21 protein-coding genes are annotated in these 24,490 nt (G+C 71.0%); 15 read left to right on the top strand and 6 right to left on the bottom strand.

All coding sequences use genetic code 11. From position 1 onward, the window contains the following. Nucleotides 1-10: 10 nt before the first annotated feature. Nucleotides 11-919, top strand: a complete 909-nt coding sequence (locus Amac_RS33260; RefSeq protein ID WP_155358386.1) for a helix-turn-helix domain-containing protein — start codon at nucleotides 11-13, stop codon at nucleotides 917-919. A gap of 7 nt (nucleotides 920-926) precedes the next feature. Here Amac_RS33260 and Amac_RS33255 read toward each other — a convergent pair whose 3' ends face one another. After that, on the bottom strand, nucleotides 927-1,550 hold the full coding sequence (locus tag Amac_RS33255; protein WP_170322787.1) for a mycothiol-dependent nitroreductase Rv2466c family protein: 624 nt from the start codon (nucleotides 1,548-1,550) through the stop codon (nucleotides 927-929). An 85-nt stretch (nucleotides 1,551-1,635) separates the two neighbouring features. On the opposite strand from Amac_RS33255, the gene pdxR reads away from it, so the two are divergent. Beyond that, nucleotides 1,636-3,099 carry a MocR-like pyridoxine biosynthesis transcription factor PdxR gene (gene pdxR, locus Amac_RS33250; RefSeq protein ID WP_246268873.1) on the top strand — a complete coding sequence of 488 codons (1,464 nt, stop codon included), beginning with the start codon at nucleotides 1,636-1,638 and terminating at the stop codon, nucleotides 3,097-3,099. Here the strand turns inward: pdxR and Amac_RS33245 are convergent. Then, nucleotides 3,096-3,722: a TetR/AcrR family transcriptional regulator gene (locus Amac_RS33245; protein WP_246268872.1), complete on the bottom strand. Its 627-nt coding sequence runs from the start codon at nucleotides 3,720-3,722 to the stop codon at nucleotides 3,096-3,098. The two genes, pdxR and Amac_RS33245, sit on opposite strands and share 4 nt — an antisense overlap. A gap of 49 nt (nucleotides 3,723-3,771) precedes the next feature. Here Amac_RS33245 and Amac_RS33240 point away from each other — a divergent pair, with 49 nt between their 5' ends. Next, entirely contained in the window at nucleotides 3,772-4,722 is a 951-nt protein-coding gene (locus Amac_RS33240; RefSeq protein ID WP_155358384.1) for an NADP-dependent oxidoreductase, read from the top strand. A gap of 52 nt (nucleotides 4,723-4,774) precedes the next feature. On the opposite strand, the gene Amac_RS33235 is transcribed toward Amac_RS33240, so the two are convergent. Continuing rightward, nucleotides 4,775-5,500, bottom strand: coding sequence for an alpha/beta fold hydrolase (locus Amac_RS33235; protein ID WP_155358383.1), 726 nt, complete (start codon nucleotides 5,498-5,500; stop codon nucleotides 4,775-4,777). A gap of 130 nt (nucleotides 5,501-5,630) precedes the next feature. Here Amac_RS33235 and Amac_RS33230 point away from each other — a divergent pair, with 130 nt between their 5' ends. Then, entirely contained in the window at nucleotides 5,631-6,509 is an 879-nt protein-coding gene (locus Amac_RS33230; RefSeq protein WP_155358382.1) for a helix-turn-helix domain-containing protein, read from the top strand. 10 nt (nucleotides 6,510-6,519) lie between these two features. Next, nucleotides 6,520-7,485, top strand: a complete 966-nt coding sequence (locus Amac_RS33225) for a tyrosine-type recombinase/integrase (protein WP_170322786.1) — start codon at nucleotides 6,520-6,522, stop codon at nucleotides 7,483-7,485. A gap of 103 nt (nucleotides 7,486-7,588) precedes the next feature. On the opposite strand, the gene Amac_RS33220 is transcribed toward Amac_RS33225, so the two are convergent. Next, nucleotides 7,589-8,596: an ArsR/SmtB family transcription factor gene (locus tag Amac_RS33220; protein WP_155358380.1), complete on the bottom strand. Its 1,008-nt coding sequence runs from the start codon at nucleotides 8,594-8,596 to the stop codon at nucleotides 7,589-7,591. 60 nt (nucleotides 8,597-8,656) lie between these two features. On the opposite strand from Amac_RS33220, the gene Amac_RS33215 reads away from it, so the two are divergent. Beyond that, entirely contained in the window at nucleotides 8,657-9,844 is a 1,188-nt protein-coding gene (locus Amac_RS33215; protein ID WP_155358379.1) for an MFS transporter, read from the top strand. Here Amac_RS33215 and Amac_RS33210 read toward each other — a convergent pair. After that, complete coding sequence (locus Amac_RS33210) at nucleotides 9,828-11,459, bottom strand: peroxidase family protein (protein WP_155358378.1); 1,632 nt, start codon at nucleotides 11,457-11,459, stop codon at nucleotides 9,828-9,830. The two genes, Amac_RS33215 and Amac_RS33210, sit on opposite strands and share 17 nt — an antisense overlap. Before the next feature lie 132 nt (nucleotides 11,460-11,591). Continuing rightward, on the bottom strand, nucleotides 11,592-14,240 hold the full coding sequence (locus Amac_RS33205) for a CHAT domain-containing protein (protein ID WP_155358377.1): 2,649 nt from the start codon (nucleotides 14,238-14,240) through the stop codon (nucleotides 11,592-11,594). A 102-nt stretch (nucleotides 14,241-14,342) separates the two neighbouring features. Here Amac_RS33205 and Amac_RS33200 point away from each other — a divergent pair, with 102 nt between their 5' ends. The 9 genes from Amac_RS33200 to Amac_RS33160 all read left to right on the top strand — a co-directional run bounded on the left by Amac_RS33200 (nucleotide 14,343) and on the right by Amac_RS33160 (nucleotide 24,487). Further along, complete coding sequence (locus Amac_RS33200) at nucleotides 14,343-15,638, top strand: S8 family serine peptidase (RefSeq protein ID WP_170322785.1); 1,296 nt, start codon at nucleotides 14,343-14,345, stop codon at nucleotides 15,636-15,638. A gap of 29 nt (nucleotides 15,639-15,667) precedes the next feature. Next, the gene (locus Amac_RS33195) at nucleotides 15,668-16,264 is read left to right on the top strand and encodes an RNA polymerase sigma factor (RefSeq protein ID WP_155358375.1); all 597 of its coding nucleotides are present in this window, start codon (nucleotides 15,668-15,670) and stop codon (nucleotides 16,262-16,264) included. Next, complete coding sequence (locus Amac_RS33190) at nucleotides 16,257-16,709, top strand: hypothetical protein (protein WP_155358374.1); 453 nt, start codon at nucleotides 16,257-16,259, stop codon at nucleotides 16,707-16,709. The genes Amac_RS33195 and Amac_RS33190 overlap by 8 nt, the downstream gene beginning before the upstream one ends. Before the next feature lie 286 nt (nucleotides 16,710-16,995). Further along, nucleotides 16,996-18,462 carry an MmgE/PrpD family protein gene (locus tag Amac_RS33185; protein WP_155358373.1) on the top strand — a complete coding sequence of 489 codons (1,467 nt, stop codon included), beginning with the start codon at nucleotides 16,996-16,998 and terminating at the stop codon, nucleotides 18,460-18,462. A gap of 76 nt (nucleotides 18,463-18,538) precedes the next feature. Beyond that, entirely contained in the window at nucleotides 18,539-19,684 is a 1,146-nt protein-coding gene (locus Amac_RS33180; protein ID WP_155358372.1) for a Bug family tripartite tricarboxylate transporter substrate binding protein, read from the top strand. Between the two features lie 64 nt (nucleotides 19,685-19,748). Then, nucleotides 19,749-21,248, top strand: coding sequence for a tripartite tricarboxylate transporter permease (locus Amac_RS33175; RefSeq protein WP_155358371.1), 1,500 nt, complete (start codon nucleotides 19,749-19,751; stop codon nucleotides 21,246-21,248). Further along, nucleotides 21,245-21,703 (top strand): hypothetical protein, encoded by a 459-nt coding sequence (locus Amac_RS33170; protein WP_155358370.1) that lies wholly within the window; start codon nucleotides 21,245-21,247, stop codon nucleotides 21,701-21,703. The genes Amac_RS33175 and Amac_RS33170 overlap by 4 nt, the downstream gene beginning before the upstream one ends. Nucleotides 21,704-21,717: 14 nt before the next feature. After that, nucleotides 21,718-23,130 (top strand): MmgE/PrpD family protein, encoded by a 1,413-nt coding sequence (locus Amac_RS33165; RefSeq protein WP_155358369.1) that lies wholly within the window; start codon nucleotides 21,718-21,720, stop codon nucleotides 23,128-23,130. After that, on the top strand, nucleotides 23,117-24,487 hold the full coding sequence (locus Amac_RS33160; RefSeq protein ID WP_155358368.1) for an MmgE/PrpD family protein: 1,371 nt from the start codon (nucleotides 23,117-23,119) through the stop codon (nucleotides 24,485-24,487). The genes Amac_RS33165 and Amac_RS33160 overlap by 14 nt, the downstream gene beginning before the upstream one ends. The last annotated feature ends 3 nt before the right edge of the window (nucleotides 24,488-24,490 follow it).

The following is a 24,490-nucleotide window of genomic DNA, read 5'->3' as shown; positions in this document are numbered from 1 at the left end:
GGCTGGATCCGTGAGCGAACGTACCGAGCTGTTCACCATTGGGCAGCTCGCTCGTAGCACCGGGCTGTCGGTGCGTACCATCCGGTTCTGGTCCGATCAAGGTGTGCTGCCGGAGACGCGGCGGTCGGCCGGGGGATACCGGCTGTACGACGTGGCCGCGGTGGCGCGGCTGGAGCTGGTGCGCACGCTTCGGGAGCTGGGGCTGGATCTGGGCACCGTGGTCCGAGTGGTGCGGCGGCAGGAGAGCGTGGCGGAGATCGCCGGCGCGCACGCCGACGCGCTGGACGCCGAGATCCGGGCCCTGCGGCTGAAGCGCGCGGTGCTGCGGTCGATCGCTCGACGAGGAAGCGACGCCGAGGAGATGAGACTGATGCACAAGATGGCCCGGTTGTCCGCGCGCGAGCGGCAGCACCTGATCGACGGATTCGTGGACCGCGCCTTCGCGGGGCTGGATCCGGCCGCGCCCGGGGCGCGGATCGCGGAGGCGATGCGCCGGATGCCGGCCGAACTGCCGGATGAGCCGACCGACGAGCAGGTGGACGCCTGGGTTGAGCTGGCCGAACTGGTTGGTGACGAGGGGTTCCAGCGGCGCGTGCGGGAGATGGCCGAGGCGGGCACGCGGCCGGGCGGGACCTCGGCTGCCGTCGACAGTGAGGCGGTCCTTGAGCACGCGGGGGCCGCGCTCGGCGCGGGGACGGACCCGGGCTCGCCGCAGGCGCAGCAGGTGGTCGGCCTGATCCTCGATCCCGGGCTGGCGGTCGCCGAGCGGCGGGCGCTGGCCGATCAGCTGGCGACCTTCACCGACGTGCGGGTGGAGCGGTACTGGCGGCTGATGGGCGTCCTCAACGGCCACCCGCCGTTCCCGCCGGCCGCGGCCGCGTACGAATGGCTGATCGCGGCCCTGCGGGCGGAACGCTGATCAATGCTCAGTGGAACTCCGGTGATCGGGTTCTGGTCCGCTTCAGCTCGAAGAAGCCGTCGGTGCCCGCCACCAGCAGGACGCCGTCCCAGAGGCGTCCGGCGGCCTCGCCGCGCGGGATCGGGGTGACGACCGGGCCGAAGAAGGCGATCAGCTCGCCGTCCGGGCCGGGGACGTGGATCACCGGAGTGCCGACCTCGTAGCCGACCGGTTCCATGCCGGTGTGGTGGCTGGCCCGCAGCTGCTCGTCGAAGGCGTCGCTGTCCGCGGCGTCGGCGAGGTCCTCCGGGAGGCCTAGTTCGGCGAGCACGGCCGCGTACAGGTCGGGGCCGACGGGGATCTTGTCGTGGTGGATGCGGGTGCCGAAGGCGGTGTAGAGGTCGCGCAGGATGTCGCCGCCGTATTTCTGCTCGGCCGCGATGGCGATCCGGACCGGGCCCCAGGCGGTGGTCATGAACTCGCGGTAGCGCTCCGGGAGCTCGTCGCGGCCCTCGTTGAGGACCGCCAGGCTCATCACGTGGAACCGGATCCGCACGTCACGGACCTGCTCGACCTCCAGCAGCCACCGGGAGGTGATCCACGCCCATGGGCAAACCGGGTCAAACCACATGTCCGCTGTAGTTTCTGGCATATTTCCTCCTGTTGGTGGTGAAATCGGGAGTAATGATCACTTTAATGGGGGTATTGGCTGAGTGTAAGGTCCAATATTGGGAGAAATGATTGGGCCAATGGAGGGGGCGGGCGTGGAGTTCGACGTCGGGCTCAACGGGCGCGGGGACCTGGCCGCGCGGATCTACCGCCAGTTGCTGGACGCGATCCTGGACGGGCGGCTGCGGCCGGGGGAGCGGCTGCCGCCCACCCGGGAGATGGCCACCCGGCTGGGTGTGTCCAGGAACACGGTGACCGTCGCGTACGACCGGCTCACCGCCGAGGGCTTCCTGGTCGGCAAGACCGGCGCGGGCACGTACGTCTGCCCGCGCCACCACATCCACCAGCGCCCCCGGGCCGCGCCCCCCGGCCGGGGCCTGCGGCCGCGGCCGCTGTGGGAGACGCTGGTCCGCGAGGCCGTACCCGCCCCCGCCGGGAAGATCCCCACCAGGTACGACTTCCGCTTCGGCATCCCCGATCCCGCCCTGTTCCCGCTGGAGACCTGGCGCCGGATGGTCGCCCGCGAGCTGCGCCGGGCCAACGTCGGCGCCCCCGGATACGCCGACCCCGCCGGGCACCCGGGCCTGCGCGCCGCCATCGCCCGCTACGTGGGCGTCTCCCGGTCGGTACGCGCCGGCGCCGACGACGTCCTGATCACCCAGGGCGCCCAGCAGGCCCTGGACCTCATCGGCCGCGTCCTGATCGAGCCCGGCGACCTGGTCGCCATCGAGGAACCCGGCTACCGCGCCGCTCGCCTGCTCTTCCACTCTCTCGGCGCCCGCGTCGCCGCCGTCCCCGTCGACGAGGAGGGCCTGGACGTCGCCGCCCTCCCCGACGGCGCCCGGCTGATCTACGTCACGCCCTCCCACCAGTTCCCCCTCGGCACCCCCATGTCCGTCTCCCGCCGCGCCGCCCTCCTCACCTGGGCGGCCCGCCACGACGCCGTCATCGTCGAGGACGACTACGACAGCGAGTACCGCTTCGAGGGCCGCCCCCTGGAACCCCTGCAGAGCCTCGACGCCTGCGGCCGCGTCATCTACGTCGGCTCCTTCTCCAAGACCCTCCTCCCCACGCTCCGCCTCGGCTTCCTGATCGCCCCCGCCTCCCTCCAGCCCGCCCTCCGCACCGCCAGGCAACTCACCGACTGGCACGGCGACCCCACCACCCAGGGCGCCCTCGCCACCTTCATCGACGAAGGCCTCCTCTCCCGCCACATCCGCAAAGCCACCCAGGAGTACGCCGCCCGCCGCGCCGCCATCCTCACCACCCTGCACACCCGCTTCGCCGGCACTCTCACCCCGATCCCCTCAGCCGCCGGCCTCCACCTGTGCGCCCTCCCGGCCCCCGGCTCCACGGTGGACTTCGACACCGTCGTCTCCCGCGCCCGCGACTCCGGCCTGGCGATCGACAGCATCGCCCCCTTCTACACCGATCACCCCCAACCCGGCCTGATCCTCGGCTACGGCCTGATCCACCCCGACAACATCGACAAAGGCCTAGCCCTCCTCGCGGACAGTTTCCCCCCGTACTAGCGGGCGGAGAGCGGCAGCCGGACGGCCGGCGGAAGCGGCGTCGGGACGGGGTTCGCCCGGAATGATTGGATCATCAGGGCGGCAAGGCGGCGCGAGGCCGCCACTTTCAGCTCGGATGATTCGGCGCGGATGCCCTCGGTCGCCATCATGGCCAGGACGATGTCCTCCAGGACGAAATCCGCCCGCAGGTCGCCCGCCTCCTTCGCGCGCCGGATGAGCTGGAGCAGCAGGCGCAGCGTGCGGTCGCGGTCCGCGGTGAAGTAGTCGACCGCCGGGGGAAGCCGCGAGGTGAACGCGCGGGAGAAGCCCCGGTCGAGGGCGTGCACCGTCATGAGCTTCTCGATCACCAGACTGAATCCGCGCCACGGGTCGGCCGCCGCCATACCTTCCGCGACGATCGCCGAGCAGGTGGCCATCGGCTCGGCGAAGGCTTCGGTGAACAGTGCTTCCTTGGTCGGGAAGTGCCGGTAGACGGTCGCGGCACCCACCTGCGCGCGCCGGGCGATCTCCCGGATCGGCACGTCGAGGCCCTCGGCGGCGAAGGCCGCGCGGGCGACCGCGAGGATGCGCAGGCGGTTGTCGCGGGCGTCCGAGCGCAGCTTTTGCGTCACTTCTGCCGTCACCACTCTCACTTTAGTCAACCGGACGGGGTGTTCCGTTACGGTGCGGCGCATGAGAGCAGTTCAATTCACTGAGTACGGCCCGCCCGGCGTGGTGCACGTCGCCGAGGTCGAGGAGCCACACGCCGGACCGGGGAAGATCCGCATCGCCGTACGGGCGTCCGGGCTCTCGGCAGGAGAGACGTACGTCCGCTCCGGGACGCTGCGTGACGTGGTGCCCGTGACGTTCCCGTACCGGACCGGGTTCGACGCCGCGGGCGTGGTGGACGAGGTCGGCGACGGCGTGACGGGCGTCGGCGTCGGCGACGAGGTGTTCGGCATGACCACCACGGCCGCGCGCGGCGCCAACGCCGATTACGTGGTCCTGGCCGCCTGGGCGCCCAAGCCGGCCGCGTGGAGCTGGGAGGAAGCCGGCGGCGCCGCGGGCAACGTCGAGACGGCCACCCGGGTCCTGGACCGGCTCGCGGTCGGTGCCGGGCACACCGTGCTGGTGCAGGGCGCGGCCGGTGGGGTGGGCACCGTCGCCGTCCAGCTGGCGGTCGCCCGCGGCGCCACCGTCATCGGTACGGCCAGCGAGCACAACCACGACTTCCTGCGTTCTCTCGGCGCGGAGCCTGCGATGTACGGGACAGGGCTCGTCGAACGGATCCGCGCGCTGGCACCCGCCGGAGTGGACGCGGTGTTCGACTGCGCCGGAGGGGCGCTGCCCGACCTCATCGCCATTGCCGGCGATCCAGCGCGCGTGGTGACGATCGCCGACTTCACCGCGGCGGCCCACGGCGTGCACATGTCGCACGGAGCACCGGCCGACGACACGGCCGCGGCCGTCGGAGCCGCCGCCGACCCGATGGCACTGCACGGCCTCGGCATCGCGGTCGCGCTTGCCGAGCAGGGCCGGCTGCGGGCGCCGGTCGCGGCGGCGTTCCCGCTGGCCGAGGCCGCGGCCGCGCACGAGCTGAGCGAGAGCCGCCACGCCCGCGGAAAAATCGTGCTGGTGAATTGATCGGGCGCCCGTGGCCGGTCACGACGACCGGCCACGGCTCCGACGCGCCGGGTCAGCCGAGCTTGAGCAGGAGCTCGGCGAGCTCGACCGGCATGGTGATCATGCAGTCGTGGCCGGTCGCCAATTCCCACACCTGTGCTGGGGTGCCGTTGGGCTGTATCGCGGGGATTGGTCGCCGGGCAATGCCCTCCGGCACGCCGGCAACGCAGTGGATGTGCGTCCGCGGGATCGTGTTCACGGCCGGGTTGTCCAGCCGGACCGGTTGCTGGAGGCTGCGCACCGACTGATCCGACAGCATCGTGCGCAGCCAGGCGACGTCCGCCGGATCGGTGACCCCGAACAGACCCGAGGGCGGCGGCATCTCGGGGAGCGGCGGAACCCGCCAGTCAATGCCGGACGTCGCGGCGCGGTCGATCAGGACCTGGGTCACGGGCTGGACATCGGCCGCGCTCTCGCCGTCCTCCGGGACCATCGCGTCGAGGTAGACCAAATGTGCGATCCGATCCGGGATCTGGTTGGCCGCCGACGAGATGACCAGCCCGGCGTAGCTGTGTCCCACGAGTACCACCTCGGTGAGGTCTTCCTCGATGATCAGCCTGACGATGTCATCGACGTGCGTGTCCAGCCCTACCTCGCGGCTGAGCAGATGCGCCTTGTCGCCGTGGCCGGTCAGCGACGGCGCGGCCACCCGATGTCCGGCCGACGCCAGCAACGGGACCACCCGCTCCCAGCACTGTCCGCTATGCCAGGCACCGTGTACCAGCAGATATGTTGACATGGTTTCGCTCCTTACTGTCGTTGAGCCGCTGACCAGGCTGCCGTCCAGGTTTTGACCGAGCCAGGGCTCTCGCGCTCCTGGGGGTGACAGGACCAGGCACGCGCGCAGTCGCGCGAAATACAGTGAGGAGATGAGCGGCGAACCGAACCTGCTGGGCGATTACGTGCGCGCCCGCCGTGAGCTCGTCACCCCTGAACAGGCCGGTATTCCCGCCTGGGGGGTACGGCGCGTGCCGGGCCTGCGCCGGGAAGAGGTCGCGATGCTCGCCGGCATCAGCGCCGACTACTACCTGCGCCTGGAACAGGGCCGCGACCGCAACCCCTCCGTGCAGGTCCTCGAGTCCCTCGCCCGCGTGCTGCGGCTCGACGACGACGCGACGGCATACCTCCTCCGCCTTGGCGCCGGCAAACCCCGACGGCGCCGGCGCCGGAAGGAGACCGTCCCTCCGGGCGTCGCCAAGCTCGTCGCCACGCTCCCGCTACCCGCGTACGTCGAGGGCCGCTACTTCGACGTCCTCGCCGCCAACGCCTTGGCGACCGCGCTGTCACCGCGCCTCGCGGCGGGAGCCAACCGCCTGCGGGACGTGTTCCTCGACCCCGCCGAGCAGGCCCTCTACGCGGACTGGGAGAACGCCGCCGCGGGCATGGTCGCCGGCTTCCGCGAGTCCGTCGGCACCGACACGGACGACCCGCGATTCATCGAGCTCGTCGGCGAGCTCTCCCTCGCCAGCCCCCGCTTCAGCCGGCTCTGGGCCCGCCACGACGTAGAGGCGTGCGAAGGCGCGCCCAAGCACATCGACCACCCCCAGGTCGGTGGCCTGCGGCTGAACCGGGAGAGGCTGGGCATCGGCGGCACGGCAGGCCAGACGCTCGTCGTCTACCACCCGGACCCCGGCACCGACAACGCCGACAAACTCGCGCTCCTCGCCTCCGCGATGCGGACACCGGCTGCGCCTCAAGGCACAACAGGCACGAGCGGATTCCTGAGCGGCCGGGGTGCTGATCAGTAGAATGCGCGGGGTGACGACGGTTCCTGAGCGCATCATCGACGGCACGATCGCGGCTGCCGGCGACCTGCCGCCGCTGCTGGATCGCCTGAAGAAAGCGTGGCTGGTCTCGTTCACCTCGCCGCACACCCGGGCCGCGTACGGCACCGACCTGGACCAGTGGTTCGCCTTCTGCGCCGCCCACGACCTCAACCCGCTCCAGGCGGCCCGCGTGCACGGGGACGCCTTCGCCCGCTGGCTCGACGCGGGGCCCGCCCCGACCGCCCCCCGCACCCTCGCCCGCAAACTCTCCGCGATCTCCAGCTGGTACGGCTACGCCACCGAGGAAGGCGTGCTCCCCGCCAACCCGTTCGCCAGAGTCCGCCGCCCCAAGGTCGAACGATTCCAATCAGAAACCGTCGGCCTCACCGAGGACGAGGCCCGCGCCATGGTCGCCGCCGCCGACGCCGTCCCGGGCCCGACCGGCCCGCGCACGGCCGCGTTCATCCGCCTCATGATCGAACTAGGGCCCCGCGTGTCGGAGGCCCTCGCCGCCACGATCGCCGACCTCGGCCACCAGCGCGGCCACCGCACCCTCCGCATCGTCGGCAAGGGCCAGAAAACCCGGGTGCGCAACCTGCCTCCCGCCACCGCGGCCGCCGTCGACGCCTACCTGGAGTCCCGCGCCGCCGCCGCCGGGATCCCCGTCGCCCAGCTCACCGGCCCCCTGTTCGCGACCGCCTCCGGCCGGGCGCTCGACCGTACCGACGCCTACCGCCTGGTGATCCGCGTCGCCAAAGCCGCCGGTCTGGAGGCCAAGGTCACCCCGCACTCCCTCCGGCACACCTTCGCCACCGTGGCCAGCGACCGCGGCGCCTCGGTCAAGCAGCTCCAGCACGCCTTGGGCCACGCCAGCTCCGCCACCACCGACATCTACATCCACGCCCGCGACCAGCTGGAACGCGACCCCTCCCAGCTCGTCGCCGCCGTCATCGGCTGAAAGACAGGGGTCCACAACGGGGAGATTCCGGTGCGGGAGTGGACCTGTGCGTTGACAGGGAAACACGGTTGCATAGCGCGTGGGAGAACACCCGGCGCGGTGCTCAGGTGGACGGCCTGGGCATCGCGCCACACAACGCCCCCTGACCAGCTGACGATTGAACGAGGACCGCGCCCGCGTCCGTACGGAAATACAGGACAGATCGCCCCGATCGGCGGCGCTGGATCAGCCCGGCGTCCAGCAAGATCTTGAGGTGGCGGCCGACGGAACCCAGACCCTGGCCGGTCAGCGCCACCAGATGCGAGGTGCTCTTCGGCGTGTCCAGCAGCGTCAGCACGTGCGCCCGCCCCGCGCCGATCAGCCGCGCCAGGGCGTCCGGGGGCCGCGCCGGTTCGGGTTCGGCGAGCGGGCCCGAACAGGGATAGACGACGCAGAAGCGCCGCCCGCTGTCCCAGGACACCCACCCCGAGCGCGGCGTCACCGGAACGAACATCAGCCGGGCGTCCGTCACGTCTCGCGGCGGATAGTCATGGGTGTTGATCTGCAGGCGGTTGTCGCCCAGCCAGCGCATGCCCGGAGACATGTCGTCCAGCGCCGCCGCCCACCCGCCCTGCCCGAGATGCCTGGTACGCGCGACGATATCGGCCTCAAGAATGCGCCGCCGCCTCGGCCAGTACGGCAGCACGGTCTCCGCCCACACCCATTCCAGCAGGTCGGCCGCCCGGTCGGCGAGATCGTCACGCCGGAGCGCCGCCGGCAGGGGGCGGCGCAGGCACACCTCCAGGTCGGCGTGGACGACCTCGGGCGGCGTGCGCCGTACCCGGCCGATCTCGTCGAGAAAGGCAGGGGCGCCGTCACCCGGCGGGGTCGGGGTGAGGAAGTCGGCGATCCAGTTGCGTCCCCGGGCCGCCCGCAGCAGCAGCGCGGTGATCGGGTCGCCGGCCAGCCGGGCCCGGTAGGCGGGGGAGTGGGCGTCCAGCCACGCGCGGTCGCCCGGGTGCGTGGCCATGCCCTTCTCCAGGGCGAACATGCACGCGGTGGTTTCGGCCGCCGCCGAGACCACGAACCGGCTGCCCGCCATCGTGTCCGCGTTGACCTGCCACAACCCCATTGTTTCGCCTCCCCGCGAAACAATAACGCCCGCGCGCGGGCCCCCCGGAGACTTCCCGTCATGCGCACCTATGGGGATCTTTTCCGCGTCCCCGAATTCAAGGCCCTCTTCTCCGTCGTATCCCTGCAGATCGCCGCCTCCACCATCAGCGGCCTGGCCCTCGGCGTGCTCGTCTACACCGCCACCAGTTCGCCGTTGTTATCCGCCCTGAGCATGTTCGGCCCGTCCTTCGCGCAGATGATCGGCGCGCTCGCCCTGCTCTCCGCGGCCGACCGCCTGCCGCCCCGCGCCGCCATGATCGCCCTCGCCCTCACCTTCGCCCTCGGCACGGCCGCCGTGGCCATCCCGGGCCTGCCCGTCTGGGCCATCTTCGCGATCATCTTCCTGCTCGGCCTGGCCGCCTCCATCGGCGGCGGCGTACGTTTCGGCCTCCTCAACGAGATCCTCCCCAAGGACGGCTACCTGCTCGGCCGCTCCACGATCAACATGTCCGTCGGCATCCAGCAGATCGTCGGATACGCCATCGGCGGCCTGCTCGTCACCTTCCTGGCCCCCGCCCTCACCCTCCTCACCGGCGCGTCCCTCTACCTGCTCGCCGCCGCCACCGCCCGCCTCGGCCTGACCGCCAGGCCGCCCCGCGCCACCGGCCGACCTTCGATCCCCGAAACCTGGCGCACCAACCGCGTCCTCTGGTCGTCCGGGTCGCACCGGTCCCTCTACCTCGCGTTATGGGTTCCCAACGGCTTGATTGTCGGCTGCGAGTCCCTCTTCGTCGCCTTCGATCCCGCCCACGCGGGCGTGCTGTTCGCCTTCGCCGCCTTCGGCATGCTCCTCGGCGACATCGCCGCGGGCCGCTTCCTCCCACCTCACTGGCGCGTACGGCTAGGCGCCCCCCTCCGCCTCCTGCTCGCCATCCCCTACCTGATCTTCTTCCTGCACCCGTCCTTGCCCTTCGCCGTGGCCGCCGTCGCCCTCGCCTCCATCGGCTTCTCCGCCAGCCTGCTCCTCCAGGAACGCCTGCTGGCCCTCACCCCCGAGTCCATCTCCGGCCAGGCCCTCGGCCTGCAATCCGCCGGCCTGACCACCATGCAGGGCGTCGGCGCCGCCCTGGCCGGAACGATCGCCCAGCTCACCACCCCGGCCACCGCGATGGGCGTCATGGCCTGCGCCTCCGTCATCGTCACCCTGCTCCTGGCCGCCGGCCTGCGTTCGGCCTACCGCGAGGTGGCGGTCACCCAACCCGGTTGAGCAGCTCACTCCGATTCTCGAACGCGTAGATCAGGAGATGCGGCATGCCGAATGTCCCCGGCTCCAGGCCGAGGGTCGGCCGCCATGAGGGCTCGCGCACGATCGAGTGGCGGCTGCCCTCCATGGCCCGGTGGAACACCTCGGCGACGATCCGGCCGCCGACACCGGTGAGGCGCCCGCCGTTGATCTCCGCCTCCCGCAGGATGTAGAACCACAGCGGCGTGTTCGCGAGCAGCGCCTGCTGATCCTCTCCGGGGAGACCGGTGAGGTCGGCGCCGCCGGACCCGACCAGGATCTCCGCGTCGGTCAGCGCCTTCACGCCGAGGAGCGCGGCCGTCCGCTGGCCGCTCGCCAGATCGACCGTGGTCGCCCGCATGAGATTGCGGAAGGCGAGGTTGCGCTCCCGGGCGCTGACGCTCACGCCGGCGGTCGCGCCGAAGGTGGCCGGTGGGAGCCTGCGGAGGAAATCGACCACCAGCGTGTCGATGCGCTTGGCGAAGTTGAACTCGGTGGCGGAGCGGTGGAACGCGGCGTCGGCGCCGGGCACCGTGGTCAGGTCGAACAGCCGGCAGTAGTCGGCGATCCAGTCCGAGGGAACCGAGACCTCGAAGGTCCGGTCGCCGCCCGTGCCGGAGAATTTGAAGAGCAGTTCCAGAGTCGCCTGGGCCCGATGTCTCGGAGCTGCCGGGTCGCTGTTGAAGACGCTGTTCCATTCGTACCGGTCCCGGACCATGCTGTGCCCGAAACGGAACGCGGCCATGGAGAACTCGACCGGCATCGTGGGGGTGTCGCCGGGCTGGGTGGCCGAGGTCTCGAAGAACCTCCGGCCGTAGCCGAAGACCTCGTCGACGATCGCGGGGTCGACGATCCTCGGCAGGTAGTCGTGCCGGATCAGCCACTGGTAGTGCTTCACCACCAGTTCGCGCGCCGTCTCGAAGAGCGTCACGCTGGGCGTGCCGGCCTCCGCGAGATCGGCCACCACCTTGTTGTGGAACCGGATGAAGGCCAGGTGGATCTGCGCCACCGCGAGGTTCTCGTCGTTGCGGTGGTCGGGGATCAGCGCGGTGCCCCGGCCCGCGACGGGAACCTCGCGCCGCGGCAGGTCGAAGCCATCCAGCCGGGGCATGTCGCCCCCGGCGATGTTCTTCCCCATGAGCAGCCGGACGCCGTCGGGGGCGTAGAACCCGGCACTGTCCGGGTGCGCCGGGCCCAGCCCGTAGAGCGAGTCCAGGTCCAGCGCGGGCGACCGCCCCTGAAGGAGCTCGTCCACTGTGATCTTCGAGTTGAGGGACCCGGACGTGAGGTCCATGGTGAGGTCATGGTCGATCTTCTGCCCCAGATAGGTGTATCCGGCGGGGATGGCGCTGTCGGGCTGGCTGTCGATCTCGGCCTGATCCTGTACGGTCATCGCGTCGGCCAGCCGCCCCAGCAGCTCCTCGGACAGGGCGGGACCGGTCGCGTCCGCGCCGGAGAGATCGGGTGCCAGCAGGCGGGAGAAGCGGAAGCGCCGTATCTCGTCTCTTGTCGAAGGGGGCACGCACGAGGGCACTCCTCGCTCGCTGCGGTACACACCCTCGTTCACCACGTAGTACTCGTCGCGCTGATGACGTTCCATTTCCCGGTTCCCTGCTTTCGTGAGGTGGAGCCGGAGAATTCATCGGAACCCGGCTCTTTTCGTGTCGAATCCGCTCGCACTAGACACAGAGCCGGGTAGTCCGCCATCTGATACACGCCCGTGGTGACCGGGTTACGGCGTTACGGCGCGGTCGGCTCCGATGCAGACGAACGCGGCCGCCAGCGCACCGGCTTGGGGGTCCTCTCCCGCGATCTGCCGCTGGGTCTGCGCGAGCGCGGACGCGACGGAATGCCCGGCGGCCAGCAGCTTGTGCAGAGCGATCATGAGCGTGGTGGTCTCGGCGTCGAGGACCGACAGGACCGGCGCCACGATCGCGCGCGTGCCGAGCGCGAGGAAGGTCGCGCTCAGCCCCAGCAGCTCATCTCCCGCGCGGACGACGAAACGCCCGCTGTCGCAGGCGGCCAGCACGAGCACCTGCGGCGGGCGGCGCAGGCGTTCCAGGTCGTAGATGGTCAGCGGGCCGTCCGCCAGGCGCAGGGAGGAGAACAAGGGGTTCGTCGCGTGCAGGCGGCCGTGGGCGGCCAGATGGGCCAGCCCGGCGCCGTCCAGCGCGGCCAGCACCGCCTCCGTGCTCGCCGCCTCGCCCACCAGCGGCGGCACGGCGTGGATCGAGGCGACCGCCTCGACCTCGGCGCGGGCCCCCGGCAGGTCAGGTCCCGCGGCCGCGATCGTCGGCCCGTCCACCGGCCGCCCCCTGGCGCTGGCGTGCCACAGGGTCGCCGACGGTGACAGGGTGACCGTACGCCCGGCGCAGGAGGGCAGGATCGACCAGGGCATCGCCTGGAGCGGACCGCTCGGGATCAGCACCACGGGCCGGTCGCGGATCTCGGCCTCCAGCGGGCGCAGCAGGGCCGCGTCCAACCGGGTGGCGGCGTGTTCCAGGAGCATCGCGGCGGCGGAGCGGCCGGCGGAGCTGGTGCGGTGCCGGGCCAGCCGCCGCAGCGCGAACGGCACGCGATCGATGATCTCGCGGATCGGCGGCAAGGGCCCCAGCCGGTGGAGCCGGACCCGGCCGCCGGCCACGGTGACCGCGTACAGCAGGTCGTCGAGGTGGACATACTCGACCAGCGCGGCGTCATCGAGATCGGCCGACAGCTCGCCGGGCCGTACCGGACTGGCCCGCACTTGGGGAGATTCGCCGGCCTGCCGGCGGCTGTGGTCGCGGATCTCCCGTTCGAGCGCGAGCTGCCGCTTGGCCAGGCCACCGGGGCCGTGCCCGGCGGCACGTGCTTCACCGATCTCGGTGACGACGACCCTCAGCTGCGCCATGGCCTCGGCCAGGCCGGGATCATCCGGCGGCCGCGCGGGCCGCATGAGCAGGTGCCTGGCCCTGCCCTGCTCCGCCCAGGTCAGGACCTGGGCGGGGTCGCCGTCCTGCAGGGCCAGCCGGAGCCCGGCCTCCGCCACTTCCACCCGGAATCCGGAGGCGTGCGCGCGCAGGTCGGTGGCCCGCAGGGTCGCCCCGTGCTCGTCGTGCACGCGCAGCGCCGTGCGGATCGCGCTCCTGGCCCCACGCCGGTCGCCCCGGGCCAGCCGGAGCAGAGCCTCCGCGTGCCAGGCACGGATCCGCAGCAGGGCCGGGCCGCGATGGCGCCGCCGGGCGGCCGGCTCCAGCTGCTCGCGGGCGCGCCCGGCCTGGCCCCGCTCCGTGGCGAGGCCGGCCGCGAGCATCCGCGCCTCCACGCCGGTCAGCGCCCAGCCCGAGCTTTCCAGCGCCGCCGCGCACCGCTCGATCTGCGCCACGGTCACGCCCTTGCCGCCGGTTCCGGCGATCGACGCCCGCACCGCCACGAAGCGGGCCATCGCCACCCAGTCCGGGCGGCGCTGCCGGGCGAAATCGCGGGCCGCCCGGCGCGCCACCTCCGCCGAGGCGGCATGCTCGCCGCTCAGATAGGCCGTACGGGCCAGGACCAGGCGTGCCTCCGGCAGGCCGATGGCGCGCCGCCTGAGCTCGAACTCGGCGACCGCCTCCTGGGCGGCCTCGGCCGCCTCGGCGATCAGGCCGGCCGAGAGCAGCAGCTCGGCTCGGTCGACGAGAGTCCAGCACAGCTGGTGGGTGCCCAGGGCGCGGAACCGGCGCTCGGCGAAATCCAGCCGCAGCAGCGCGGCGGGGACATCCCCGCGCATCGCGCTGACCCAGCCACGATTCTGCTGCACGATGGCCATGGAGAGGTCGAGGTCCAGCCGTTCGCACTGCGCCTCGGCTTCGGCCAGATCCGTCTCCGCGGCCGCGAACTCGTGCCGGTAGCCATGAATGATCCCGCGGTTGGACAGCACCCGCTGCAGCCAGAGGCGGTCCCCGTCCCGCCGCAGGACCGGGACCGCGGTGCGGTAGCAGGCCAGCGCCTCCTCCGGTCGCTTGAGGAAGTTGAAGATCACGCCTCGCTGCGCCTCCGCGCGGGCCCGGCCGGATCCCCGCAGATCGCTCATCGCCGTGTCGATCTCCGTCATGGCCTGCTGGATGTGCCCGCGTACGCAGCAGACGAACGCCAGCCGTAACCGGGCCTCCGCCGCCAGCTCAGGCGCCCGCGCCCGGGCGGCCAGCTGAATCGCGGCCCTGAGGTGGCGGGCCGCGACGTCGAGGCTCGTGACGTGGAAGGCGGCGACGCCCATGGCCCGGGTCGCGACCGAGGCGAGCGCGAAGTCGCCGCCCGCCTTGGCCCGGCCGGCGACGCCGGACGCCACGACCATCAGCCGCGCCGGATCATCCTCCGCCTGCCGCAGCATTTCGGCCGCCAGCTCCACAGCGCTGATGTCCATCCCAGCAGTTTGTCGCGGAGTCCCGCCGCTGTGATGTATCAGCCGGGCGACAAACCCTCTCTATATCGGGAGACGCCGCACTCGCAAAGAAGGGACAGTCGCGTGGCAGCCGAGATATCCCGGATCGCACGTCGGGCGACCGAGTCGTTCCATGTCGATCAGCTCGTGGTGGACCTGAAAGAGCAGGGCATTGTGGAGGACGCGCTGCGCGATCTGAAAATCACCGTGCCGACCCTGCCGGAACGCAACGAGGCGCTCGGGCTCACGAGATTCGAACTGGACGGGCTTGACCAGGCCATGGCGAACCTGCCGGCCAGGGCGGACCTCAAGGCGAGGATGGTGAAGGCGGGGGGAGCGACGTACGCCGGAGTCGCGATCACGCCGCTGGACGAGCTGTTGTTCCACCTCCGCGAGAAATTCGCCGAAAAGCATTTCGGCTGGTACCCGGCGATGGCGAAGAACCGGATGTGCGAAAGCATTAAGGCCGCGCCATACCACGGCGGCAGCTTCGGCCATCCGAAAAAAGCTGCCGCCTTCAGGCTGCCGCCTCAAACGCCGCAGCGGGATCGCCGGATACGCATTGGCGTGTTCGATACCCGGCTGTTTCCCCATCCCGGCCTGGACGGGCGGTACGAATCGGCACTGGATGTTCTCATCGAGCAAGAACGGGGGACAAGGCTGTCCTCGTTCGCCGGGCACTGCCTCCTGGTCTGCTCGATCGCCGCCGAGCGGGCGCCGGACGCGGAATTCGTCATCAAGCCGGTGCTCGACGAGCGAACCCTCCTCACCACGGTGTGGGAGGTGGCCAAGGCCATGGTCGAGGCATTGAAGGACGACCTCGACATGTTCGTCCTGGCCCTGGGCGGCACCTCGGCCGACGGGCAGGAACCCCTGGTGTTGCAGCGCGCCTGCGAACGGACCGTCGGTGTGGTGAAAGTGGCGGCTCTTGGCAACCACGGTGACCAGCCATCATCAAGTCCGTTCAAGCCTCCGGCCGCGACACCCATGTGGCCGGCCGCCAGCTCCACCGTGATCGCGGTTGGCGCGGACGACGAATCTGGTCGGGAGGCATTCTTCTCTCCCACCCTGGACCAGGCGGTCTGGGCCGATGTCATGGCGCGGGGAACGGACAGACGCGGCCTGTTCCTGCCCGGCGAAGTGCAACTGGTGACCGTGGACGACGCCCGGGGCCGAATGGTCGACCTGCCCGAGATCGAGGACTTCGGCGAAGGCTACGCGACGTGGGAGGGAAGCTCTTTCGCCACCGCGGACGTGGCGGGCTTCATCGCGGGAGAGGCCGCATCGCGGGGTGCCACCGTCGCCGAGGTGGCGAACGAACTGCTCACCTCACCGCAACTGGCGTTCAGCCAGCAGGACATCAGGGTGGTTCGGAGATAACGAGCCGACGGTGCCGAAAGGAGAGCACGATGCCCGCGCAGTCGCTGGTCGAAGCTCTCGTCGTCCAGGCCAGGGCCGGTGACCAGAACGCGTGGGACGAGCTGGTCAAGCGCTACTCGCCCATGGTGTGGTCGATCTGCCGGGGATACCTGGCCAGCCGCCAGGACATCGATGACGCGGCCCAGCGCGTGTGGATGCTCGCCGTCGAGCACCTGTCCGGGTTACGCCAGGCGGATCGTTTCGGCGCGTGGCTCGCCACCACCACCAAACACGAATGCTTCCGCACTCTCAGGGCACGACGTGAACATCTGAACGTCGAGCTCCCTCCGGACATCACCATGTATCCCGATGACAGATCCCTCAGCATCGATCAGGTGCTGGAAGCCGCGGAACGGGATGCGGCGTTACGCGCCGCCTTCGCACGGCTGTCCCCGGCGTGCCGGCGCATCGTCTCGCTCCTCATCCAGGACGTCTCCTACACGGAGATCAGCGCGCGCCTCGGGATACCGATCGGGAGCATCGGCCCGACCCGGGCACGCTGCCTGGCCAAGCTACGCGGCGATCCGGAGCTCGCCGCGCTGATGGACGCCGGGACACCGGCGCCGGGCGGTGACCGACGTGGCTGAGCGATGGGACGACGACGAACTCCTCGGCCGCCTGGCCGCCGCGCTGAGAGCCGCCGACGCCGTCCCGCGTGACTTCGTCGAGGCCGCCAAGACCGCGTACGCCTGGCACGGCATCGACGCCGAACTCGCCGTCCTCGCCTACGACTCGGCCCAGCATGAGGAAGACCTTGCCCTGACCCGCGCCGACACCGCCCATCTCCATTCCCTGACCTTCCGGTCAGCCGAACTGACCATCGAGATCGAGGTCACGGAGCGAACACTGGTCGGCCAGCTGGTGCCACCACGGCCCGGGACGGTCCGGATCTGGGCCGAATCCGGCTGGGGGCCCGAGATGCCGGTGGACGAGGTGGGCGGGTTCACCATCACCAAGCCGGTCGACCGATTCCGGCTGTGGTGCCGCTGCCCCGGCATCGCGGACGTGATAACGACCTGGGCGACGGTGTGACCCGATCGGACCGGTACCCGCCGTAACGTCGCACCGAGCCTCAAGTTGGCGCGGATCTCATTCGTCGGCCGCGCCGTCAGGTGCCCAAAGCCGCAGGCGGGCCCACCTCCCTAGGTGGGCCCGTCTTCTTGTTTTCGCAGGTAGATGGTTGGGATAGTCCGATACCTGCCTTTTTGCGATGCACCATTGACGAGGTGCATCAACGTGTCTATGTTTACTTTTTACATCAGCGTAATCAATGTGTACCTGGTTGATCAGGTTCGCTAGGTAGGCGAGGGAGTTCGCCGTGGCCGACCAATTCGTACTGAGTGTTCTGGGCCGGTGGGTGGCCGGTGCGCGGCTTGAGGATGTGCCGGAGCGGGCGCGGGCGACCGCGCTGCGGAGCGTGCTGGATCTGGTGGGGGTCACGCTGGCGGGGCGGGGGGAGCCGCTGGCCGAGGTGGTCGGCGCGTATCTCGATCACGGTGGGCCGGGGGCGGCGACCGTGCTGGGGATGGGGCGGCGGAGTACGGCTGAGCTGGCCGCCTTCGCCAACGGGGCGGTGGGGCACGCGCTCGACTTCGACGATGTGAGTCACACCATGGGGGGACATCCGACGGTTGCCGTGTTTCCGGCCGCGTTCGCGGTGGCGGAGCAGGAAGGGCGGTCGGGGCGGGAGCTGCTGGCGGCCTACTGCGCGGGGGTGGAGGTGGCCACCTCCATCGCGCGTGGGGTGAACTTCCTGCACTACGACAAAGGGTGGCATCCGACATCGACGCTGGGGACGTTCGGGGCGGCCGCGGCGGCCGCGAAGCTACTGGGATGTACGGCCGGGCAGGTGACGGCCGCGCTGGCGCTGGCCACGGCGGCCGCGGCCGGGATCAAGTCGAGTTTCGGGGCGATGGCCAAGCCGCTGCAGGTCGGGCGGGCGGCGCAGGCGGGGGTGGCCTGCGCGCTGCTGGCCCGGGCGGGGGCGACGGCCAACCCGGGCGCCATGGAGGACAAGCAGGGGTTCGGGGCGGTCTTCAACGGGCCTGGGCTGTTCGACCCGGCGGCCATGGTGGCGAGCCTGGGGAACCCGTGGGATCTGGAGGATCCCGGGCTGGCGATCAAGCTTCATCCGTGCTGCGGCGGGACACACGCGGCCATCGACGCCGCGATCAAGCTCCGGGCCGAGATAGCGGGCACGACCAATATCGCAGGTCCGGACGGCGCGGGTCTGACCAACGCGGGTCCGAGTGGCTTCGCGGGTCAGGCCAACTTCGCAGGCTCGATCGATGAGGTTGAGGCGTTCATCCATCCGCGCAGGTTCGCGCACCTGGACCGGCCGGAGGTGGACGGGCCGCTGAGCGCGAAGTTCAGCCTGCAGCATGTGGTCGCCCTGGCCCTGTTAGACGGATATATCGCCATCGAGCACTTCACCCCGGAGGCGATCAACCGGCCCGACGTCGTCGCGATGCGCGCGAAAGTGCGGGCCCGCCCGCTGCCGGAGGACCGCCAGGGGCCGGAGCATTTCGCCGCGGAGGTGACGGTGAAGGCGGGCGGCCGGACGTACACCGCCCGGATGGAACGCCCGCGCGGGCGCACGCCCGAGACCGCGCTCACCGACGGCGACATCGAGGGCAAGTTCGCGCGGTGCTCGGGCCTCGACGAACCGGACCGCGTCATCGACCTGATCAAGAACCTGGCCGGCATGCCTGACCTCGGGGAACTTTCCAGGCTGCTGATCGGATCCCGCGCGCGCCACGGCACGGGGATCCCGGAAGAGAGGTGACGAAGAGAGGTGACGACGACCGTGGCCCCGCGTAAGTGAGCACGACAGCTAGCAGGCCCCAGGAGGCGTGGCTGCAATGACCCGAACCGACCACCACCGGCAGCGTTTAACGACCATTCGGCTGGGAGCCGCCGCCGTCGCGTGCGCGCTGCTGGCCGCCTGCGGCGGGACCGCCGCCACCGACGGAGCCCAGCAGGGCGCCGAGCAGCAGGCGCCGTACTACGAAGGCAAGAAGATCAAGCTGCTGGTGCCGTTCGCGCCGGGCGGCGGGGCCGACACGACGGCGCGGCTGCTGGCGCCGCTGCTGCAGAAGGCCATCCCGGGCAATCCCAGCATCTTCATCGAGAACCGGGGTGGTGGCGGCAGCATCACCGGCACCAACCATTTCATGGAGCGTGAGCCGCACGACGGCACCACGATCCTGGTCTCCTCCGGCTCCACCCACTCCGCCTACGTGCTGCAGGACCCCAACGTGAAGTTCGACTTCGTCGACATGAAGCCCATCGTGGGCTTCCCGTTCGGCGGCGCGCTCTACGTGTGGGCCAGCACCGGCATCAAGAAGCCCGAGGACATCGCGGGCAAGACGGCGGAGCCGCTGCGGTTCGCCGGGGAGAACCCGTCCGGCGGCGACCTGCGCCGGCTGCTCGCGCTCGACCTGCTGGGCGTGAAATACCAGGCGATCTTCGGGTACGAGGGCGCCGGTGACAGCCGGATCGCCTTCGAGCGCGGCGAGAGCAACATCTCCACCGACAGCGCCCTGCCGTACCTGCGGGAGATCAAGCCGAAGGTGGACAGCGGCGAGATCGTGCCGATCATGAGCACCGGCCTGGTGGTCAACGGGAAGCTGGAGCGGGTGCCGTCGCTGCCCGACCTGATGACCCCCGCCGAGCTGTACGAGAAGATCACCGGCAAGCCCGCGGCCGGCCCCGAATGGGAGGCCAACAACCTGCTGGTGGCCAGTGGCGACTCGCTCAGCAAGGCGCTGTGGCTGCACGGCGACGCGCCGGCGGCGGCCGTGGACGCCTTCAACCAGGGCATCGAGAAGATGCTCACCGATCCGGCCATGCGCAAGACGCTGGACGAGGAGCTGCAGGGCAACGAACCGCTGCGCGGCGCGGCGCTGCAGTCGGCCATCGACGCGATGGTCAAGCCCAGCCCCGAGGCCCGCAAGTGGCTGCAGGACTACCTGACCAGGCGCTGGGACTACAAGTTCCCGTCCTGACGATCAAACCGGGCGGGCGGGGTCGCCCCGCCCGCCCGGAGCCCCCTTTCGATCGAGGATTCGCATGCTGGATATCGCATTAGAGGCGCTGGCCGGGCTGTTCACCCCGGAGCGCCTGGGCTGGCTGCTGCTGGGCGTGCTGGTCGGTCTCGTGGTCGGCCTGATTCCGGGCCTGGGCGGCGTGGCCGGAATGTCGCTGCTGCTGCCGTTCGTGTACGGGATGGACCCGCATTCGGCGATGGCGCTGATGATCGGCATCATGGCGGCCAACCACACCTCCGACACCTTCCCCGCCGTGCTGGTCGGGGTGCCCGGCTCGGCCGGCGCGGGCGCGACCGTGATGGACGGCTATCCCCTCGCCAAACAAGGGCAGGCCGGGCGGGCGCTGGGCGCCTCGTTCACCGCGTCCATGCTGGGCGGCATCTTCGGCGCGGCCGTGCTGTTCGCGGTGCTGCCGCTGTTCCGGCCGCTGATCCTGGCGTTCGGGTCGCCCGAGCTGTTCATGCTGACCATGCTCGGCATCAGCACGGTCGCCATCCTGGCCCGGGGCGCGGTCGCCAAAGGGCTGCTGGCGGCCCTGTTCGGCATGCTGCTGAGCACGGTGGGGTCCGCGCCCGCCTCGCCGGACTACCGCTACACCTTCGGCTCGCCGTACCTGACGGACGGGCTGCCGATCGCGATGGTGGCGATGGCGATCTTCGCGATCCCCGAGTTCGTCGACCTGCTGCGCCGCAACAAGCCGATCAGCGACGTCACCGCGCGGATCACGGCCGGGCGGCTGGAGGGGGCGCGGGACACGCTCCGCCATCCCGGGCTCGTGCTGCGCAGCTCCGGCCTCGGCGCCCTGCTCGGCGCGATCCCGGGCGTGGGCGGCAGCGCCATCAACTGGATCGTGTACGGCCTGACCGCCCGCCTGTCCAAAGACCGCAGCCGCTTCGGCAAGGGCGACATCCGCGGCGTGATCGCGCCCGAGGCCGCCAACAACTCGATGGAGGGCGGCCAGCTCATCCCGGCGCTCATGTTCGGCATCCCGGGCAGCGGCGTGACGGCGGTGCTGCTCGGCGGCCTGATCCTGGTCGGCATCCAGCCGGGCCCCGAGCTGGTGTCGGACGCCAACCTGCCGGTGGTGCTGACGATCGTGTGGAGCCTGGTGGTGGCCAACATCCTGGCCACCGCGATCTGCTTCTCGCTGCGCAACTTCGTGGCGAAGCTGTGCCTGATCCCGGGGCGGCGGCTGGTGCCGTTCCTGTTCGTGGCGGTCGCGCTGGCCGTCTACCAGACCACGCAGACCTGGGCGGACATCGCGATGCTCCTGATCCTCGGCCTGTTCGGCTGGTTCGCGGTGCATTCGGGCTGGTCGCGGGCCGCGTTCGTGGTCGGCTTCGTGCTCGGGCCGCCCGCGGAACGCTATCTGTGGATCTCGATGGCCCGCTACGACCTGAGCTGGCTGGTGCGGCCCGGGGTGATCCTCATCGCGGTCGCGATTCTCGGCGTGCTGCTGGCCGGGAGCCTGCGCAAGGAACGCCCGCCGGTGCGGGACGAGGTTCTGGTGAGCGCCCGATGAAGACGGCTCAGGCGAGGCTCAGCCTCGCGGTCGCGGCGCTCACGCTGGTCGTGATGGTCTACGCCGGATATGAGGCGCGCGGCTTCCGGGACGCCTCGATGTGGTTCCCCACGCTGGTCGCGATCCTCGGCACGATCACCGCGCTGGTGATCATCGTCATGGACCTGCGGACATTGCGCCGTGACCACCCCGAAGAGGACGGCGAGGAGCGGGTTGACGCGGGCACCCTCCGGGCGTTCGCGCTGTGGATGGGCTGGTTCGCCGGGTTGCTCGTGCTGCTGGTCGCGCTGGGCGGGGTCATCGGCGTGCCGATCTGGCTGTTCGCCTTCCTGCGCTTCGGCAGCCGGTTGAGCCTGTCCTTCTCGCTGGGCGGCGCGGTCGTGACCACGGCGCTGTTGCTGCTGCTGAGCGCCACGCTCGACTTCCACCTTCCCCCAGGCCCCTTCGGTCTGTGAACGGAGCCATCGTTATGCCGGAAATTCAGCGCCAGCTGGCCGCCTTCATCGAGGGATCGGCCACGGCGGACCTGCCCGACGACGTGCTCGACCAGGCCAAACGCAGCCTCGCCGACACGGCGGCCGTCGCCGTCGCGGGCACCAGGAGCGATCTGGCCACCCCGATCGCGCGCTATCTGAGCGGCACGTCGGGCGCGTACGCGGTGCTCGGCACCCAGATCAGGACCAGCGCGGACCGGGCGGCCCTGGCCAACGGCGCGCTGGCGCACGCGCTGGACTTCGACGACACCGTCTCCGCCATGCCTGGCCATCCCGGCGGGGTCATCCTGCCCGCGCTGCTGGCCGCGCTCGGCCAGGAGCCGCGCAGCGGGAACGAGCTGCTGCGGGCGTTCGTGACCGGATACGAGGTCGCGACCAAGTTCGGGGCCGCGATCGGGTCCGGGCACTACAACCGCGGCTGGCATTCCACCGGGACGATCGGCGTGTTCGGGGCGTGCGCGGCGGTGGCGGCGCTGCTGCGGCTGGACCGCGAGCAGATCGCCGCCGCGCTCGGCATCGCCGCGTCGATGGCGAGCGGGCTGCGGGTCAACTTCGGCACGATGACCAAACCCCTGCACAGCGGGTGGGCGGCCAGCGCCGGGCTCACCGCGGCCACGCTGGCCGCCAGCGGTTACACCGGCCTTGCGGCCGCGCTGGACGGCAAGGGCGGCTTCTTCGACGTGTACGGCACCGCCGAATCGACGCCGGAGAGTTTCATCGAGTCGCTGGGCGCGCCGTACACGCTGGCCTCGCCGGGGATCTCGATCAAGAAGTATCCGTGCTGCTTCGCCATGCACCGCACGATCGACGCGCTGGAGCGCATGCGGGCGGCGGGCATCCTGGGCGACCCGGAGCGGGTCAGGTCGGCCGGCGTGCACGTGCCGCCGGGGACCTTGAAGCCGTTGCCGTACACGCGGCCGGTGACGGGGCTGCAGGGCAAGTTCAGCATGGAGTACGCGCTGGCCGTCGGCGTGCACGACGGCGACTTCGGGTTGAGCGCCTTCACCGACGAGGCGGTGCGGCGGCCGGAGATCAAGGAGGTGATCGAGCGCACCTTCGTGGTCGAGGATCCGGAGTGTTCCCCCGGGGATCCGGACGGGCGGCGGGCCAGCGCGGGCACGCGCGGCTTCGTCGACGTGCGGATCGAGCTCACCAACGGGGAACGCCACCGCCTCCAGGTCAGGCACGCGCCGGGGTCCCCGGCGCGCCCGCTGTCGTGGGCGTCGCTGCGAGAGAAGTTCTTCGCCTGCACCGAGTACGGCCGGCTGCCCGCCGAGCACGCCCGGGCCGCGCTCGACCTGATCGAAGGCCTGACCGAGGTGGCGGACGTGAGCCGGCTCGTGACCCACCTCGCGCCCGTCGCGGAGGTCGCCGATGCCGTCGCCTAGCGTCGCGGAGCGGATCGCCGCGTTCGTGGCGGGCACGCCCGAGGTTCCGGCCGCCGACCTGGACGCGATCGAACGGTCCTTCCTGGACACGGTCGGCACCATGCTGGCCGGGCGCACGTCCGAACACGGCCGCATCATGGAGGCGCACGCCGCTCGCGAAGGCGGCGCGGGACCCTGCACGATCATCGGCACCGGGCTCAGGACGGGCGCGCCCACGGCGGCGATGGTCAACGGCACCTTCGGGCACAGCGACGACTTCGACGACATGGGCGGCTACGGGCATCCCAGCGTGGCGTTGGTCCCGGCGATCCTGGCCGCGGCCGAATACGCGCGCCGCCCCATCCCCGGCTCGGCTCTGCTGCTCGCCTACGCGACCGGGTTCGAGCTCGGCGTCGGGCTGTGCCAGACCGGCGCGTACGACCAGTACGACCGGTGTTTCCACAGTACGCCCGTCTTCGGCGCCCTCGCCGCGACCTGTGCCGCCGCCAAGGTCCTGGACCTCGACGAGACGCGGACCGCGAACGCGCTGACGCTGGCCGCCTCAGCCGCCGCCGGGCTGGGACGAAGCAGCGGAAGCATGGTCAAACCCCTGCACGCCGGGCACGCGGCCAAGGCCGGGGTGCTGGCCGTGCTGGCCGCGCGGCGCGGCGGCGCGGGATCGGCGCGGGCCTTCGAGGCGCGCGGGGGATTCCTGGAGGCGTTCTTCGGGCATCGCCTGGTGCCGATCGACCGGATCATCGGGGAACTCGGGAACCCGTACCGGGCGGCGAAGACGATTTTCCTCAAGCGGTATCCGTGTTGCGGCTCCAACCACAGCGCGCTGGCCGGGCTGGCGGGGCTGCTGGAGAAGCACGGGCTCGCCGCGGACGACATCGAGCGGGTGATCGTGCACGAGATGGCCGAGACCTCGCCCGTGCTGCGCTTTCCCGAGCCCGCCAGCGGATGCGAGGCCAAGTTCAGCGTGCACCGCATGCTCGGCACGCTCATGGTGCGCGGCCGGGTGAGCGTGGACGACTTCACCGCCGAGGCACTCGCCGATCCCGCCGTCGCCGCGGCCGCGCGGAAGGTGCGAGCCGAGGTGCTGTCCCGGTGGGACGCCGCCGGAGCCGACAAACGGAAAGGCAACCCGGTGACGATCCACGACCACAAAGGCCGGATATATCGCCATTTTGTGCCTCGGAAGGAGTTGCCGGGCGGGCCTTTCGCGCCGCTGAGCGAGGTCGACCTGGCCGCCAAGTTCGAGGGCAACGCGCGCCGGTCGCTGGCACCGGAGCAGGCGGTGACGGCCGGGGAGCGGTGGCGGGCATTGCGGGAGTGTCCAGACGTGGCCGAGCTGATCGCGCTGGTGTCTCGGTGAACG

Source organism: Acrocarpospora macrocephala (assembly GCF_009687865.1).
GTDB lineage: Bacteria > Actinomycetota > Actinomycetes > Streptosporangiales > Streptosporangiaceae > Acrocarpospora > Acrocarpospora macrocephala.
Note: the sequence above shows the minus strand (reverse complement) of the source record. Positions and strands in the feature narration are given on the sequence as shown.